This is a genomic window from Thauera sp. SWB20, assembly GCF_000831325.1.
GTDB lineage: Bacteria > Pseudomonadota > Gammaproteobacteria > Burkholderiales > Rhodocyclaceae > Thauera > Thauera aminoaromatica.
Genome location: NZ_JTDM01000019.1, coordinates 454,735 through 470,540 on the forward strand (window position 1 = coordinate 454,735; position 15,806 = coordinate 470,540).

13 protein-coding genes, 1 pseudogene and 1 riboswitch are annotated in these 15,806 nt (G+C 64.0%); of the genes and pseudogenes, 5 read left to right on the plus strand and 9 right to left on the minus strand.

Going from position 1 to position 15,806, the window contains the following annotated elements; all coding sequences use genetic code 11:
- Nucleotides 1-101: 101 nt before the first annotated feature.
- A riboswitch (cobalamin riboswitch) is annotated at nt 102-294 on the plus strand.
- A gap of 49 nt (nt 295-343) precedes the next feature.
- The 3 genes from bluB (at nt 344) to PO78_RS23215 (ending at nt 4,377) form a co-directional block, all read left to right on the plus strand.
- Complete coding sequence (gene bluB / locus PO78_RS13955) at nt 344-1,153, plus strand: 5,6-dimethylbenzimidazole synthase (protein ID WP_043744512.1); 810 nt, start codon at nt 344-346, stop codon at nt 1,151-1,153.
- A 596-nt stretch (nt 1,154-1,749) separates the two neighbouring features.
- Complete coding sequence (locus PO78_RS23210; RefSeq protein WP_231570721.1) at nt 1,750-2,901, plus strand: nitrate- and nitrite sensing domain-containing protein; 1,152 nt, start codon at nt 1,750-1,752, stop codon at nt 2,899-2,901.
- A gap of 168 nt (nt 2,902-3,069) precedes the next feature.
- Nucleotides 3,070-4,377 carry a bifunctional metallophosphatase/5'-nucleotidase gene (locus PO78_RS23215; RefSeq protein WP_231570722.1) on the plus strand — a complete coding sequence of 436 codons (1,308 nt, stop codon included), beginning with the start codon at nt 3,070-3,072 and terminating at the stop codon, nt 4,375-4,377.
- A gap of 669 nt (nt 4,378-5,046) precedes the next feature.
- Here PO78_RS23215 and vapC (PO78_RS13970) read toward each other — a convergent pair.
- The 4 genes and pseudogenes from vapC (PO78_RS13970) to PO78_RS23640 all read right to left on the minus strand — a co-directional run.
- Nucleotides 5,047-5,463, minus strand: a complete 417-nt coding sequence (vapC, locus tag PO78_RS13970) for a type II toxin-antitoxin system tRNA(fMet)-specific endonuclease VapC (protein WP_043744499.1) — start codon at nt 5,461-5,463, stop codon at nt 5,047-5,049.
- Entirely contained in the window at nt 5,463-5,702 is a 240-nt protein-coding gene (gene vapB / locus PO78_RS13975) for a type II toxin-antitoxin system VapB family antitoxin (RefSeq protein WP_043744496.1), read from the minus strand. The genes vapC (PO78_RS13970) and vapB (PO78_RS13975) overlap by 1 nt, the downstream gene beginning before the upstream one ends.
- Nucleotides 5,703-6,066: 364 nt before the next feature.
- Nucleotides 6,067-6,444, minus strand: coding sequence for a toxin-antitoxin system HicB family antitoxin (locus PO78_RS23425; RefSeq protein WP_082047770.1), 378 nt, complete (start codon nt 6,442-6,444; stop codon nt 6,067-6,069).
- A pseudogene (locus PO78_RS23640) lies at nt 6,419-6,541 on the minus strand (PIN domain-containing protein); the annotation flags it as partial. The pseudogene PO78_RS23640 and the gene PO78_RS23425, both read right to left, overlap by 26 nt.
- Before the next feature lie 518 nt (nt 6,542-7,059).
- Here PO78_RS23640 and vapB (PO78_RS13985) point away from each other — a divergent pair.
- Nucleotides 7,060-7,299 (plus strand): type II toxin-antitoxin system VapB family antitoxin, encoded by a 240-nt coding sequence (gene vapB / locus PO78_RS13985; protein WP_043744496.1) that lies wholly within the window; start codon nt 7,060-7,062, stop codon nt 7,297-7,299.
- Complete coding sequence (vapC, locus tag PO78_RS13990; protein ID WP_043744499.1) at nt 7,299-7,715, plus strand: type II toxin-antitoxin system tRNA(fMet)-specific endonuclease VapC; 417 nt, start codon at nt 7,299-7,301, stop codon at nt 7,713-7,715. The genes vapB (PO78_RS13985) and vapC (PO78_RS13990) overlap by 1 nt, the downstream gene beginning before the upstream one ends.
- A 670-nt stretch (nt 7,716-8,385) precedes the next feature.
- Here the strand turns inward: vapC (PO78_RS13990) and PO78_RS13995 are convergent.
- The 5 genes from PO78_RS13995 to PO78_RS22365 form a co-directional block, all read right to left on the minus strand.
- On the minus strand, nt 8,386-10,263 hold the full coding sequence (locus PO78_RS13995; RefSeq protein ID WP_043744500.1) for a bifunctional metallophosphatase/5'-nucleotidase: 1,878 nt from the start codon (nt 10,261-10,263) through the stop codon (nt 8,386-8,388).
- Nucleotides 10,264-10,741: 478 nt separating this feature from the next.
- Complete coding sequence (locus PO78_RS23555) at nt 10,742-11,266, minus strand: UDP-N-acetylglucosamine 2-epimerase (RefSeq protein WP_269429748.1); 525 nt, start codon at nt 11,264-11,266, stop codon at nt 10,742-10,744.
- 91 nt (nt 11,267-11,357) lie between these two features.
- A complete protein-coding gene (locus PO78_RS22355; protein WP_052484420.1) occupies nt 11,358-11,774 on the minus strand; it encodes a serine O-acetyltransferase in 417 nt (138 codons plus the stop codon).
- Nucleotides 11,771-12,661: a glycosyltransferase family 4 protein gene (locus tag PO78_RS22360; RefSeq protein ID WP_156147816.1), complete on the minus strand. Its 891-nt coding sequence runs from the start codon at nt 12,659-12,661 to the stop codon at nt 11,771-11,773. Before PO78_RS22360 ends, PO78_RS22355 begins: the two co-directional genes overlap by 4 nt.
- 222 nt (nt 12,662-12,883) lie before the next feature.
- Complete coding sequence (locus tag PO78_RS22365) at nt 12,884-13,777, minus strand: glycosyltransferase (RefSeq protein WP_331454285.1); 894 nt, start codon at nt 13,775-13,777, stop codon at nt 12,884-12,886.
- Nucleotides 13,778-15,806 lie beyond the last annotated feature (2,029 nt).

Below are 15,806 nucleotides of genomic sequence, written 5' to 3' on the forward strand. Positions count from 1 at the left end.
CCGGTTTCGTAGGAGCGACGCAAGTCGCGATCGGGCGACCTCCCACCCCGCGCGGCGGTGTCCGCCTTGTTTTGCCCGCGGCCGCCTTTGCCGCTAAGCTTGCGCCCTCTCTGCTTCGAGGTGCCCGCGCGTGCGCGGGAGAATCGGGAAGGCGGTGCAATTCCGCCGCGCGCCCAGCGCCGTGTAGGGGATTGTCCGGGCGAGGTTCGCCCAGCCACTGGTCCACGAGGACCGGGAAGGCGCCCGGACGAGATGATCCGCAGCCGGAAGACCGGCCTCGAAGTGCATCCCGCAGTCGCCTGGTCGGTGGCTGCCCACTGCTCGACGACAAGGGGAATACTTCATGAGCAGCCCGACGCAGGCGCAGTGCGCGCCGGCGAGCACCGACGCGTCCGCACCGATTCACGACCCGGCCGCCGCGCGCTTCCAGGCCAATCCGTTGTTCGACGCCGCCGAGCGCGCCGCCGTCTATCGCGCCATCCACACCCGGCGCGACGTGCGTGGCGAGTTCCTGCCCGACCCGATCCCTGACGAGGTGCTCGCGCGCGTGCTCACCGCCGCGCACCACGCGCCTTCCGTGGGCTTCATGCAGCCGTGGGATTTCGTCGTGGTGCGCTCGCGCGAGGTGCGCGCGAAGATCCACGCCGACTTTCTCGCCGCGCACGCCGAGGCCGAGCAGATGTTCGACGAGGGCAAGCGCGAGACCTATCGCAATCTGAAGCTCGAGGGCATCCTCGAGTCGCCGGTCAATATCTGCATCACCTGCGACCGCAGCCGCCACGGCCCGGTGGTGATCGGGCGCACGCACATCGGCGCGATGGACGTGTACAGCGCGGTGTGTGCGGTGCAGAACCTGTGGCTGGCGGCGCGCGCCGAGAACCTGGGCGTGGGCTGGGTGAGCATCCTGCACCAGCAGGCGCTGCGCGAGGCGCTCGGCATCCCGCGCGAGATCGTGCCGATCGCCTATCTGTGCGTCGGCTATGTGCGCGACTTCCACGCGCAGCCGGAGCTCGAGGCCGCAGGCTGGTTGAAGCGCGTCCCGTTGCCCGAGTTGCTGCATTTCGACGGCTGGCAGCGCGGGCCCGATGCGGTGGGCGAGGGCTTGATCGAGGCCATCGGCCAGCTCCGCCCGAGCCCTCGAAGCGCCGCGTAGCCCCTTGTGGGCGCGACGCGAGTCGCGATCGCACGATTCCGCCTGCGGCAGCGGGTGGCGGGGCGGCGGCAGGGCCGTGATCGCGACTTGCGTCGCTCCTACGGCAGAGCCAGGCGGCGGCGCTGGAAGGGAGCGCTGGTTCTGGTGGGAGCGACGCGAGTCGCGATCGCACGATTCCGCCTGCGGCAGCGGGTGGCGGGGGCGGCAGGGCCGTGATCGCGACTTGCGTCGCTCCTACGGCAGCGCCCAGGCGGCGGCGCTGGAAGGGAGCGGTGGTTCTGGTAGGAGCGACGCGAGTCGCGATCGCGCGATTCCGTCTGCGACAGCGGGTGGCGGGCGGCAGGGCCGTGATCGCGACTTGCGTCGCTCCTACGGCAGCGCCAGGCGTCGGCGCTGGAAGGGCGCGCTGGTTTTGGTGGGAGCGACGCAAGTCGCGATCGCACGATTCCGCGTGCGGCAGCGGGCGGCGGGCGGCAGGGCCGTGATCGCGACTTGCGTCGCTCCTACGGCAGAGCCCAGGCGTCGGGCTTGCACGGGTCTTGCTTGGGGGGATGTGCGGCCGCCGGTCGCAGACCCCCTTCTTGCCGGAGCCCTGCATGGAATCGATCCTCGCTTTTTTGGTCGCTGCGCGTCGTTGTGAGCTGCGCGAGCTCGAGCAACTGGCGCGCAGCTGCGAGCTGGTGCGGGCGGTGAGCGAGCTGGTGCATCGCCTGCAGGCCGAGCGCGGGTGCTCGAATCTTCACCTCGCCGCGGGTGGCAGGCACTTCGATGGCGATCGCGCGGCGTGCGTGGCGGCCAGCATCGAGGCCGATGCCGCGCTGCGGACCTGGCTGGAGCAGGCCGACGTCCTCGACGCGAGGGGCGGGGCGGCGCCGACGGGCGGCTCCCGCCTGCTCACCCGGATCGCGCTCGCGCTGCACGCCCTCGACGGGCTGCCCGCGCTGCGCGAGACGATCGCCGCCGGCCGCTGCACGCCGCACGAGGCCACGCAGCGATTCACGCAGGCGATCGCCGCGCTGCTGGCGCTGGTCTTCGAGGCGGCCGACATCGCGACCGATCCAGCCATCTCGCGCCTGCTGGTGGCGCTGTTCAACCTGATGCAGGGCAAGGAGTTCGCCGGCCAGGAGCGTGCGGCCGGTGCGGCCGCCTTCGCCGCTGGGAGGGCGAACGCTGCGGCCAACGCGCGCCATCCCGCCGAGCCCGACCTGCTGCATCTGATCGAGACGCAGGAGGCGTGCTTCGCGCGCTTCGCGGCCTTCTGCCCGCCCGAGGTGCGCAGCGCCTGGGATGCGGCGTGCCAGGCGATGCCGCTCGCCGAATTTGAACGCCTGCGCCGCAAGTTGCTCGCCGCGGGGAAGGGCGGGGTGCTGCCGTCGGCGCTCGCGGAGCCCTGGTTCGCATGCTGTTCGGCCCGGCTCGACCACCTGCGCGTGATCGAGGACCTGCTTGCCGGGGGATTGCGTGCGGCCTGTGCGGCGCGGATCGCCGCGCTGCAGCGCGATCCCGACGATCCCGAGGTGCTGATGTGCGCGCTGGCAGGGGGGGCGGACGCCGCCCCGGTGTTTCTCGCCGGCGGGGCGGACGAGCTGGCCGGAGTGCCTGGCGAGGGGGACGAGCCTGGGACGGGGCAGACGGCGATCGCCGAACTCGCGCGCGCCACGAGCACGTCCTCAAGCTGCACGCCGGCGATGCCATCACCGGCACGCTCTACTACACCCTCAGCGAAGGCGAAGCCGACGCCGCGCTGATGAACCGCGTCTGCTTCGACGCCATGGCCGTCGGCAACACGAGCTCGACTCCGGCGACGCCGGCCTCCAGACCTTCATCGACCACCTCTGGTCCGCCCCCGACTGCCGCACCCCGGTGCTCTCGGCCAACCTCGCCCGCGCGCCGGCTCGCCGCTCGGCAGCGACAGCGTGCGCCCCTCGGTGGTGGTCGAGCGCGGCGGCGAGCGCATCGGCATCGTCGGCCTCACCACCGCCGCCAAGACGCAGAACGCCTCGCGCCCCGACCCCGGCACCCGGCTGCTCGACGAGGCGGACTCCGCCCAGCGCGAGATCGACCACCTGCGCGCCCAGGGAATCGACAAGATCGTCCTGCTCTCGCACCTCGGCTACGCCCAGGACCAGGCGATCGCCGCGCAGCTCTCGGGCGTCGACGTCATCGTCGGCGGCGACTCGCACAGCCTGCTCGGCGACGACAGCCTGAAGACCTTCGGCCTCTCGCCCGCCGGCGCCTACCCCACCGCCGCGCGCAACAAGGACGGCGACGCGGTCTGCGTCGTCCAGGCCTGGCAATACAGCGCCGTGGTCGGCGAACTCGACGTGCTCTTCGACGGCCAGGGTGAGGTCAAGTCCTGCGCCGGCCAGCCGCACATCCTCATCGGCAGCACGCTGGGCACGCTCGCCGGCGACGCCCTCGCCGCCGCCCGCGCCGATCTCGCCAGCCAGCCGGCGCTGCGCGTCACCGAACCCGATGCGGCCGCCAGCGCGGTGCTCGCCGACTACGCCAGCCAGGTGAAGGCCTTCGGCGCCGAGCCGGTCGCCGTCGCGCAGCAGAACCTCTGCCTGCGCCGCGTCCCCGGCACCCGGCGCGACCCCTCGCGCTCGAAGCTCGACGGCTGCAACCAGGATGCGCACGTGATCGCGCATGGCGGCGACGTCCAGCAGCTCGTCGCCGAGGCCTTCCTGCGCCAGGGCCAACGCTTCGGCGGGGCGGATGTTTCGCTGCAGAACGGCGGCGGCGTGCGCGTCGATCTCGCCGCGGGCCCCGTCACCGTCGGCCACATCTACACCGTGCTGCCGTTCAAGAACACGCTCGTCGCGCTCAGCCTCACCGGCGCCGAGCTGCGCGCCACGCTCGAGGACGCCATGCAGAGCGTGGTCGCCGGCAACACCGGCTCCTACCCCTACGCCGGCGCGCTGCGCTGGCAGGTCGACCTGCGCCAGCCCCTCGGCCAGCGCATCGGCGCGCTCGAGCACCGCAACGCCCAGGGCCAGTGGGTCGCGCTCGACGAGGCCGCAACCTACCGCATGATCACCAACGACTTCATCGCCGCCGGCCAGGACGGCTACACCACCCTCGGCACCCTCGGCGCCGATCGTCGCGAAGAGACCTTCCTCGCCTACGCCGACGCCTTCCTGCAATACGCCCGCCAAACCCCCACCCTCACCCGCCCCGCCACCGCGGATTTCAGCACCCAGATGTTCATCGACACCGAGTAAGCCCACCGCCCCTGCATGGGAACCGGCGCCGGGAATTGCGTGGGCGGTCCGGCCAATGTAGGAGCGCCGCAAGGCGCGAATGCGGCCGTGCCGCACGCGACCAGCGGCGGCACGTACGTGACCGCCCTATTCGCGGCTTGCGCCGCTCCTGCATGGGAACCGGCGCGGGAAATGGCGTGGGCGGTCCGGCCAATGTAGGAGCGCCGCAAGGCGCGAATGCGGCCGTGCCGCACGCGACCAACGGCGGCACATGCGTGACCGCCCTGTTCGCGCTTGCGCCGCTCCTACAGGAAAGCCGTCGCGCGGGATGCAGAGCCAATGTAGGAGCGCCGCAAGGCGCGAACGCAGCGGCGCCGCACGCGACCAGCGGCGGCACATGCCCGACCGCCCTGTTCGCGGCTTGCGCCGCTCCTACAGGAAAGCCGTCGCGCGGGATGCAGAGCCAATGTAGGAGCGCCGCAAGGCGCGAATGCAGCGGCGCCGCACGCGACCAACGGCGGCACATGCCCGACCGCCCTGTTCGCGGCTTACGCCGCTCCTACAGGAAGACCATCGCGCGGGATGCTGCGGCGCCAATGTAGGAGCGCCGCAAGGCGCGAATGCGGCGGCGCCGGACGCGACCGTCGCCGGTGAGGGCGCGAGCAAATTCGAGAACTGGCGCCTACCAACCTACCAAGCCCCGCCCCCATCCGCCCAATTCTCCAGCCGCAAGCCCTCGACGCGTTCGAACTCGCGCAGGTTGTTCGTCACCAAGACCAGGCCCTCGCTACGCGCGTGGCCCGCGATATGGAGGTCGTTCACCCCGATCGGCCTCCCCTTGCGCTCCAGGTCGGCGCGGATGTCGCCGTAATGCGCGGCCGCCTTGGGAGGGTAGTCCAGCACCACCAGGCGCGACACGAAATCCTCGACCTGCGCCAGGTTGTGCGCCTTGCGCGCGCTCTTCTCCGCGCCGTGGATCAGCTCCGCCAAGGTCACCGCGCTGATGCACATCTGTCCCGCATGCTCGTTGAACACGCCGAGCATCTGCGGCGGGCGGCGCTTGATCACGTAGATCGCGATATTGGTGTCGAGCATGTACTTGAGCATCAGAACGGCTCCCGCTCGCGCTGTTGCTGGCTGGCGCGCTCGGGCAGGAAGTCCTCGGACACGCCCTCTGCGGCGGCGAAGAAGCTGTCCCAGGTCCTGTCCACCGGCGCCAGAATCCGCTCCACCCCGAGCACCCGCACCGAAACCTTGCGCACCTCCGGCGGAAACCGCGTCTCGGCCGGCAAGCGCACGGCCTGTGTGCGGTTGTTCTCGAAAATCGAACCGGTCGCAATGGTCATCGTCAGCCTCCGTAATCGGCGCGGTGCGCTATACATCCATTGTATATAGCATCGATTCCAGCGCTGCGCTTTCGTCCTCGCAAGCGACGCTTCACCGCCCTGTTCGCGGCTTGCGCCGCTCCTACAGGGGAACCATCGCGGAGATCTGCCGCGGCGCCAATGTAGGAGCGCCGCAAGGCGCGAACACAGCCGCGCCGCGCGCGATCACCGGCGGCGCGGGCGTGACCGCCCGGTTCGCGGCTCGCGCCGCTCCTACAGGGGAACCATCGCGGAGATCTGCCGCGGCGCCAATGTAGGAGCGCCGCAAGGCGCGAATCGGGCCGCTCAGCCCCGACCGAGCAAATTCAGGAGCCGCCTCTGTCGCTCAAGATGCGCCTCTGTCCCCCACACCCATCTCGTCATCCGGCGCCGCAGGCACATCGGGGACGGCGGCCAGCGCGGCGTCGAAGGCGGCGTCATCGGCGCGTCCTGCGCGGGCCTGGAGATAATCCTCGGCCGCCAGCGCCGCGAGCTTCTCTGCCAGGGCGGTCGCCACCAACTGGTTGAGGGACGTCCCCTCCCGCTCCGCATAGATGCGTGCATTGCGGTGGATCGACTCCGGCAAGCGGACGCTGAGCGTGCTCATCGAACATCTCCTTCGAGCAGGGCCAGAAGGCGGCCGGGGTAACGACCTCCAGCCCGGCAAAGCGGACGGCCGAAAAATCGCGGACGTTGTGCGTAACAAGATACGCCGCACTCGCATTGACCGCCGCCTCCAGGACCAGTTCGTCCTTCGGATCCCTGAGCTGCGGGCGCCACAGAAAATGCACCGGCTGCTGCACCGACTCCCGGCAAATCATGTCGAGCACCGCGTCGACCGCCGTCGTGGGCACCGGCACCAGGCCCGCCGCGCCAGCACCTCGGCGTACTCCATCACCAAGGGCACGGTCACGCACATTCGATAGGCACGCGAGCGAATCATCGCAAGCAGCCGAAACGACGCCCCCCGCCTCGAGCGACGAGGCGGCTCCTGAATTTGCTCGGTCGGGGCTGAGCGGCCCGATTCGCGCCTTGCGGCGCTCCTACATTGGCGCCGCGGCAGATCTCCGCGATGGTTCCCCTGTAGGAGCGGCGCGAGCCGCGAACCGGGCGGTCACGCCCGCGCCGCCGGTGATCGCGCGCGGCGCGGCTGTGTTCGCGCCTTGCGGCGCTCCTACATTGGCGCCGCGGCAGATCTCCGCGATGGTTCCCCTGTAGGAGCGGCGCAAGCCGCGAACAGGGCGGTGAAGCGTCGCTTGCGAGGACGAAAGCGCAGCGCTGGAATCGATGCTATATACAATGGATGTATAGCGCACCGCGCCGATTACGGAGGCTGACGATGACCATTGCGACCGGTTCGATTTTCGAGAACAACCGCACACAGGCCGTGCGCTTGCCGGCCGAGACGCGGTTTCCGCCGGAGGTGCGCAAGGTTTCGGTGCGGGTGCTCGGGGTGGAGCGGATTCTGGCGCCGGTGGACAGGACCTGGGACAGCTTCTTCGCCGCCGCAGAGGGCGTGTCCGAGGACTTCCTGCCCGAGCGCGCCAGCCAGCAACAGCGCGAGCGGGAGCCGTTCTGATGCTCAAGTACATGCTCGACACCAATATCGCGATCTACGTGATCAAGCGCCGCCCGCCGCAGATGCTCGGCGTGTTCAACGAGCATGCGGGACAGATGTGCATCAGCGCGGTGACCTTGGCGGAGCTGATCCACGGCGCGGAGAAGAGCGCGCGCAAGGCGCACAACCTGGCGCAGGTCGAGGATTTCGTGTCGCGCCTGGTGGTGCTGGACTACCCTCCCAAGGCGGCCGCGCATTACGGCGACATCCGCGCCGACCTGGAGCGCAAGGGGAGGCCGATCGGGGTGAACGACCTCCATATCGCGGGCCACGCGCGTAGCGAGGGCCTGGTCTTGGTGACGAACAACCTGCGCGAGTTCGAACGCGTCGAGGGCTTGCGGCTGGAGAATTGGGCGGATGGGGGCGGGGCTTGGTAGGTTGGTAGGCGCCAGTTCTCGAATTTGCTCGCGCCCTCACCGGCGACGGTCGCGTCCGGCGCCGCCGCATTCGCGCCTTGCGGCGCTCCTACATTGGCGCCGCAGCATCCCGCGCGATGGTCTTCCTGTAGGAGCGGCGTAAGCCGCGAACAGGGCGGTCGGGCATGTGCCGCCGTTGGTCGCGTGCGGCGCCGCTGCATTCGCGCCTTGCGGCGCTCCTACATTGGCTCTGCATCCCGCGCGACGGCTTTCCTGTAGGAGCGGCGCAAGCCGCGAACAGGGCGGTCGGGCATGTGCCGCCGCTGGTCGCGTGCGGCGCCGCTGCGTTCGCGCCTTGCGGCGCTCCTACATTGGCTCTGCATCCCGCGCGACGGCTTTCCTGTAGGAGCGGCGCAAGCCGCGAACAGGGCGGTCACGCATGTGCCGCCGTTGGTCGCGTGCGGCACGGCCGCATTCGCGCCTTGCGGCGCTCCTACATTGGCCGGACCGCCCACGCCATTTCCCGCGCCGGTTCCCATGCAGGAGCGGCGCAAGCCGCGAATAGGGCGGTCACGTACGTGCCGCCGCTGGTCGCGTGCGGCACGGCCGCATTCGCGCCTTGCGGCGCTCCTACATTGGCCGGACCGCCCACGCAATTCCCGGCGCCGGTTCCCATGCAGGGGCGGTGGGCTTACTCGGTGTCGATGAACATCTGGGTGCTGAAATCCGCGGTGGCGGGGCGGGTGAGGGTGGGGGTTTGGCGGGCGTATTGCAGGAAGGCGTCGGCGTAGGCGAGGAAGGTCTCTTCGCGACGATCGGCGCCGAGGGTGCCGAGGGTGGTGTAGCCGTCCTGGCCGGCGGCGATGAAGTCGTTGGTGATCATGCGGTAGGTTGCGGCCTCGTCGAGCGCGACCCACTGGCCCTGGGCGTTGCGGTGCTCGAGCGCGCCGATGCGCTGGCCGAGGGGCTGGCGCAGGTCGACCTGCCAGCGCAGCGCGCCGGCGTAGGGGTAGGAGCCGGTGTTGCCGGCGACCACGCTCTGCATGGCGTCCTCGAGCGTGGCGCGCAGCTCGGCGCCGGTGAGGCTGAGCGCGACGAGCGTGTTCTTGAACGGCAGCACGGTGTAGATGTGGCCGACGGTGACGGGGCCCGCGGCGAGATCGACGCGCACGCCGCCGCCGTTCTGCAGCGAAACATCCGCCCCGCCGAAGCGTTGGCCCTGGCGCAGGAAGGCCTCGGCGACGAGCTGCTGGACGTCGCCGCCATGCGCGATCACGTGCGCATCCTGGTTGCAGCCGTCGAGCTTCGAGCGCGAGGGGTCGCGCCGGGTGCCGGGGACGCGGCGCAGGCAGAGGTTCTGCTGCGCGACGGCGACCGGCTCGGCGCCGAAGGCCTTCACCTGGCTGGCGTAGTCGGCGAGCACCGCGCTGGCGGCCGCATCGGGTTCGGTGACGCGCAGCGCCGGCTGGCTGGCGAGATCGGCGCGGGCGGCGGCGAGGGCGTCGCCGGCGAGCGTGCCCAGCGTGCTGCCGATGAGGATGTGCGGCTGGCCGGCGCAGGACTTGACCTCACCCTGGCCGTCGAAGAGCACGTCGAGTTCGCCGACCACGGCGCTGTATTGCCAGGCCTGGACGACGCAGACCGCGTCGCCGTCCTTGTTGCGCGCGGCGGTGGGGTAGGCGCCGGCGGGCGAGAGGCCGAAGGTCTTCAGGCTGTCGTCGCCGAGCAGGCTGTGCGAGTCGCCGCCGACGATGACGTCGACGCCCGAGAGCTGCGCGGCGATCGCCTGGTCCTGGGCGTAGCCGAGGTGCGAGAGCAGGACGATCTTGTCGATTCCCTGGGCGCGCAGGTGGTCGATCTCGCGCTGGGCGGAGTCCGCCTCGTCGAGCAGCCGGGTGCCGGGGTCGGGGCGCGAGGCGTTCTGCGTCTTGGCGGCGGTGGTGAGGCCGACGATGCCGATGCGCTCGCCGCCGCGCTCGACCACCACCGAGGGGCGCACGCTGTCGCTGCCGAGCGGCGAGCCGGCGCGCGGGGCGAGGTTGGCCGAGAGCACCGGGGTGCGGCAGTCGGGGGCGGACCAGAGGTGGTCGATGAAGGTCTGGAGGCCGGCGTCGCCGGAGTCGAGCTCGTGGTTGCCGACGGCCATGGCGTCGAAGCAGACGCGGTTCATCAGCGCGGCGTCGGCTTCGCCTTCGCTGAGGGTGTAGTAGAGCGTGCCGGTGATGGCATCGCCGGCGTGCAGCTTGAGGACGTGCTCGTGGCGCGCGGCGAGTTCGGCGATCGCCGTGGCGACGCGCGGGAAGCCGCCGAGCTTGACGGTCACGCTCGTGCGCGTGTCGTCGCTGCCGGTGCGCAGGCGCAGACTGGCGTCGGATTCGTCGAGGTTGGAGTGGTGGTCGTTGATGTGGAGGATGGCCAGGCGGTAGTCGGGCCTGGGCGCATCGGGCTGCGCCGCTGCGGGCACCGGCTCGGCGTCGGCCTTGGCCTCGCCGGAGGAGGTGTCGGTGCAGCCGGCGAGCATGATCGCGCCGGTGAGCAGCAGCAGCTTGGGGATGCCGGGGTGACGCATGGCGGAGCCTCTTGTCCGTTTCGGGGATGGACGGAGGATCGCGAAAGGAGGTTAAGTGCTGATGAAAGCCGCCGGGTGGTTCGGGCAATCGCGACTTGTGTCGCTCCTACGAAAACCATCGCGCTGGTCGTGCGCCATCGCCAGATCGCCCACGGCATTTCCCGTAGGAGCGACGCAAGTCGCGATATCGACCATGCCGCCCTTGCCGCCGCGCATTGCCTGCGGAATCGCCCGGTCGCGACTCGCGTCGCTCCCATGAAAGCGGCGTTGCAATGCGGGTGGTGCGGGAAATCCTGTGATTCGGTAACGGCATCGATTGGGCAATCCGCTCCCGGCTTGACGGCAATCCGGATGCCGCGGTGTTCTGTTCGGCTCGAAAGAGAAAGCCCCGACCGGATGATTGACCTTGTGGTGTGTCGTCATCGGGGCGGGGCTTTTGACCGGGGAAATGACGCCCCGGCCGATGTGCGGAAACGGATTAAATCAGGAATTCATCCTTGTTGCGGCCGGCTTCGAGGTAGGCACGCATCCACTTGGGCGTGGCGCCGCGGCCGACCCAGGTTTCGCCGGTGGCGTTGGCCACCTCGCTGGTGGTGAAGAACCAGTTGGTAATGGCGTCCGTCACCATGCGGTTGATCTCTTCGGGCATGGTCCAGTCGCCCGAGCGGATGCCCGCCTCCACATGCGCCACCGGCACATGCAGCTTTTGTGCGGCAATTGCGCAGGCCATGGTCGAGGTCACGTCGCCCACCACCAAGCACAGGTCGCTCGGCGAATCGAGCAGCAGGCGCTCGTAGCGGCTCATGATCGCCCCGGTCTGCTCGGCCTGCGTGCCCGAACCCACCTCCAGATTCACGTCCGGCTCGGGAATACCGAGTTGGCGGAAGAACTCCCCCGACATTCGCGGATCGTAATGCTGGCCGGTGTGGATCAGCCGATAACGCAGCGGCCCTCCCGCAGCCTTGCGCGCCTCGAAGGCGCGAATGATCGGGGCGATTTTCATGAAGTTGGGGCGAGCGCCCGCGATGATATCTACCTGCATAGACGTGGCCCTCTACAGCGCATTGTGTCAACTCCCATTCCCGAAAGAAAAATCAACGCACAATCTGTTTAGCTGGCACGCCAACCACCGTTGCACCTTCTGGTACATCCTTAACTACCACAGCATTAGCCCCCACTACTGAGTTACGCCCCACCCGCACTGGCCCCAAAACTCTCGCACCAGCGCCAATGTAGGCGCCGTCCTCAATTATCGGCACTTCGTATTTCCGAGATCGCCCGCCTATCGTCACTTGTTGGGCAACAACGACATTATCACCAATTTTGGCCCTAGCATGGATAACCACTCCCAACCCACCATAGCCCAATTTCACACCTTTCCCAAGCACGGCAGTCGCGGGGAGTACGCAGTGGAAGATCAAATACGATAGGGCATACATCACCTTCGGGACCAGCGGGATATTTTTTAGATAGCAGTACCTTCCAATTCGGTAAAAAAAAATTGCACTCACTTCCTAACTCCTCGAACCTCAGACATCCATTCAATCCATGCTTTCTTGTGCCATACATCCGCGTCAAAAAATTGATAACCTTCACGAGCCCCCATGCTTAGCTTCGCCCATAAGTTCTCGTCAAACAAAACTCGCCTAAGAGCATTAACTAAAGCCAATGTATCCCCAACCGGAACCAACAAACCCGATTCTCCATCCACAACAATTTCTGGAATGGCTCGCCAGCTATTTGCGACTACAGGGGTTCCTTGAGAAAACGCTTCCAAAACAACCCCTGGATATCCTTCACCCTCATAGACCGTTGGCAAAACGAGCGCCGTATACTTACCTAAAAGCTCAGGAACATGATCTGACGGCACCACTCCGCCATATCTCACACCCGGCTGGCTATTTAGATAATCGGGAGTATATCCATCATCCAGAGGCCCAAAAAAATCCACCTTTAACCAATCCTGCCCACCAACCTTTACAGCTTCCAAAATCGCCTCAACACCCTTATCTCGCGATATCCGGCCAACGAAAACAAATGCGCCATTTCGCCCCCCCTCTGTTTTCGCCCTATCCTCAGAAAAATAATTAACATCCCTGCAGTTGGGCAGCCAATGAATATTAGATACAGGGAAATTTTCCTGAAAATATCTCATCAGATGCCGAGTTTCGAGCAAAATCAAATCCGCTCGAAATAAAGCCGAAAAAGCAAACCGACCGATCAAGCCCGCGCGGTCAAAAAAAAGATCTAATGCTCCTCCAAATACTCGAACAACAAGTCGTTTTCCAGACATCCGAGTCAAGAGATAAAGCACTGCACCGCTAAAAACCGCCCTTCTGGCTGAAGCATGTAGGACAACAACATCCACACCCCAAAGTGCACGGAAATCAAATACCACTGCGTCAGCATCTTTGTGCAACGTGCTATAAAAGCACCGGCCACCTTGTCATTAGTATCAACAACTTCGAATTTCTCGCAAACACCGCCAAACCTTCGAACAAAATCTTCAAACAAAACCGTCGTACCACCCAAAGGCGGCGGAAGCGGCCCCAAGACAAGTATTCTCACCCCCGCCCCCCATTCCCAAAATACAAAGCCTCATACTGCGCCGCGCAGATATCTATCGAAAACCTCTGATCAAACACAGCACGAGCCACCCTTCCCTTTCTCCGTTACGCTGAAAAATTGCCTCTATGAGACACCGCTTGAAATCATCGTCACTTTGAGCTTCGAAAAGCCAACCGCTGCACTCATCTATCGCATCAGGAATTCCGCCGACAGCAGAACAAACACAACGCTTTCCGATTGACATGGCTTCAAGAAGAGCCAGAGGCAGCCCCTCATAGCGACTACATAGAACAAAGACATCAGCCGCATCTAGAATACTACCGACATCGCTCCGCGCCCCAAGAAAACGCACGCGACGTCGAACATCCTCAGACAAGCCTTCTACAAACTGATTCATCTTCGCAAGATACGGTGCCCCAGAAACAGGGTCGTCACCAACAAAAAGGCAAAAAACTCTTGGATCCTCCTCAGCAATTTCCGAGAAAACTCTCAAGAGTCGCAACTGATCCTTCACTTCGTTTAGACGACCAACATGAGCCAAGACCGCCGCATCCGAGGGTATATCCAGGAGGCACCTATAGTCGAAAGACGAGGGCGAGTCTATCTCCAGCTTTTCCACTCCGTTCACCACTATAGGAGCCTTCAAACCGTAAGCCCGGCAGATAGACTCGCGCACCACTTCTGAGATAGCAACGGGCACCCAGCCTAACGCAAACAGTATACGTTGAAAAAAGCGCACCTTCGCTGAGCACTCCTTTTCAGCGAGACTGTGAATAGTATGAAATTTCTTATATGACCTAAAGGTTAGAAGGCTTGCGTAAGACAGAGCCCGCAAATGCGTATGTACGACATCCGGTTTCCACTGACGAGCTAAACGCTCCAATCGAAAGGGCAGCTTAAGATCTACCCCGGCCCCACTCTGCTTATCCAGTGAAAAAACTCGAATCCCACGTTTTGAAGTCTTGCGGTTAAAAGCCCGTCCGCTGCGGGCTTAGTAACTGAAACCAATGCCACCTCGTGACCACGCCGTGCAAGGGCGTCAGCCAACTGAAAAGCAAAAACCTCTCCACCACCATTATATAAACTAGGAGAAACCTGCAGTATCCGCATTTACTAGATCGCTTCTGTGAACGTATCCGAGAACAACACACGCGGCAGCCAGCCAAAAAAAATCACCCAACCGCCCATTAAAAAAAGTAGGGTATGAAACACCGTTTAACAAAAAGACGAGCGACAGTACGCCAAACTCAGCCCCTCCTTGTCTCTTAATTGGAAAAACTTACTAGCTAACCGCAGCACGATATATAGATAAATCAACGCACCAAATAGGCCGAGCGCCGCCACCCACGCCAACTGGAGGTTGTCCGTGGGCGGCATTAGATAACCAGGCACACCCACAAGAGCCGCAGTGGTTTCTGGAGAAAAAGATCAATCATCATTGACCCAATACGGAAGCGTGTAGTCGCTAGACCAGGATCGCCTCCAGAACCTAGGCCAAGAGCGGATATCAACCGTCCTGTTTGCGCTCTGGCAGCACCCTTCGAAGAGAAAAAAAACCCCCGCCAGGACAAATAGCAAGAAGCCGGCATACACGATAAATGAAAAACCTTTTGAAACCACCATCCAAGCCATCCCTGCAATCAGGAGAGCAAGCATGGCGCCGCGAGAACCGGAAAAAATTAAACACAATACAGCCAACCAAGCAGTGGCACTAGCGCTACCAGACGCCATGAGAAACGCAGATAATTTATCAAGAAGAGAATATAAATAGCACAAAAAGTGCCAAAGACATTGGGCTGCCCATCAAAAGTGCCGTAAGCACGCCCATACATCAAGACCACATCAAAATTTGAGCCACGAGAGTAGTAATTAGCTGAAAAATCCACTACCGACGGAACACCTAAACCTGCCCTAAACCCACCATCAAAGGAAATGCACCAATAACCAAGAAACAAACCACCAAGTCACGATATGCCTTATCAAACGCCTCTAAGAAATATAACCTGGTTATCAAAACACCCAATACAATCACAAACGCGGGCCGCATTACTCCGTATAAACGTGCCAACTCTATTGCCGGCTCTAGCTGCGAGAATCTACAACTATTCTGAAAGCTACCGCCACAATCGCAACCGCCACAACAGCCGCGTATAAATACCCAACAAAGAAGCCCCGACGAAAGCAGTCGCGCAGTGCCTTTCCAAAAAATCTAGGCCCAACAAAAGCAAAACCAGCCAGCGCTATGAAAACTAAAAAACTGATCAGCGGTAAACCCTCGCATCCCGGGCATACCAGAAAGCCTGAGCGGGGGCGACAGCAGCAGAGCCCCAACATAAACAAATAGTATTAGTCTAGCCGCGACCACGCTATTCATTTTCTGCGAACAAAACGCTGACATCGGAGGAAATTTGCTGAACTATCTTCGGAACTACCGTCTGAATACTCTTTTGAATTCCTTATGCAGCCCTAGAACCTCGTTACATCGATCCCGAATGTCCCCGCTCTTGACTGCTTTGATATCCACAACATAATCTGCCAACCGAGCTGTTCCATGATCCCAGTAGCCTTTGGGCCATGATAAGAAATTGCAACAACAGGCGTACCTGCACTCAACGCCAAAATAACAGGAGTGGAATCGGGTTCCTACAAGTACGTGAGCTTTCCCATAGACTACCTTTAGCTGCCCAGGCGACAAATCTTGATCAATTACTACAGGCTCAAGCCCCTTCTGGCGCAACCGCTCATTGAGCAAGCGATTGACAACCCGATCATCCTCATGTGCCGTTGGTCCAATTACCTGTGCAACGAGGACAATCTCATACCTTTGTCCGAAAAAGAAAACATGCTTGCTCAATAGCACTAAAGGTAGTTTCGTATTGCGTTTCCTTATTAGCTTCGCCATAAGGGAAGTCCCACTGCCGGCATGTCACTGCCACAAATTGAGCGGGCAGATCTAAATCGACCGACAGGGGCTC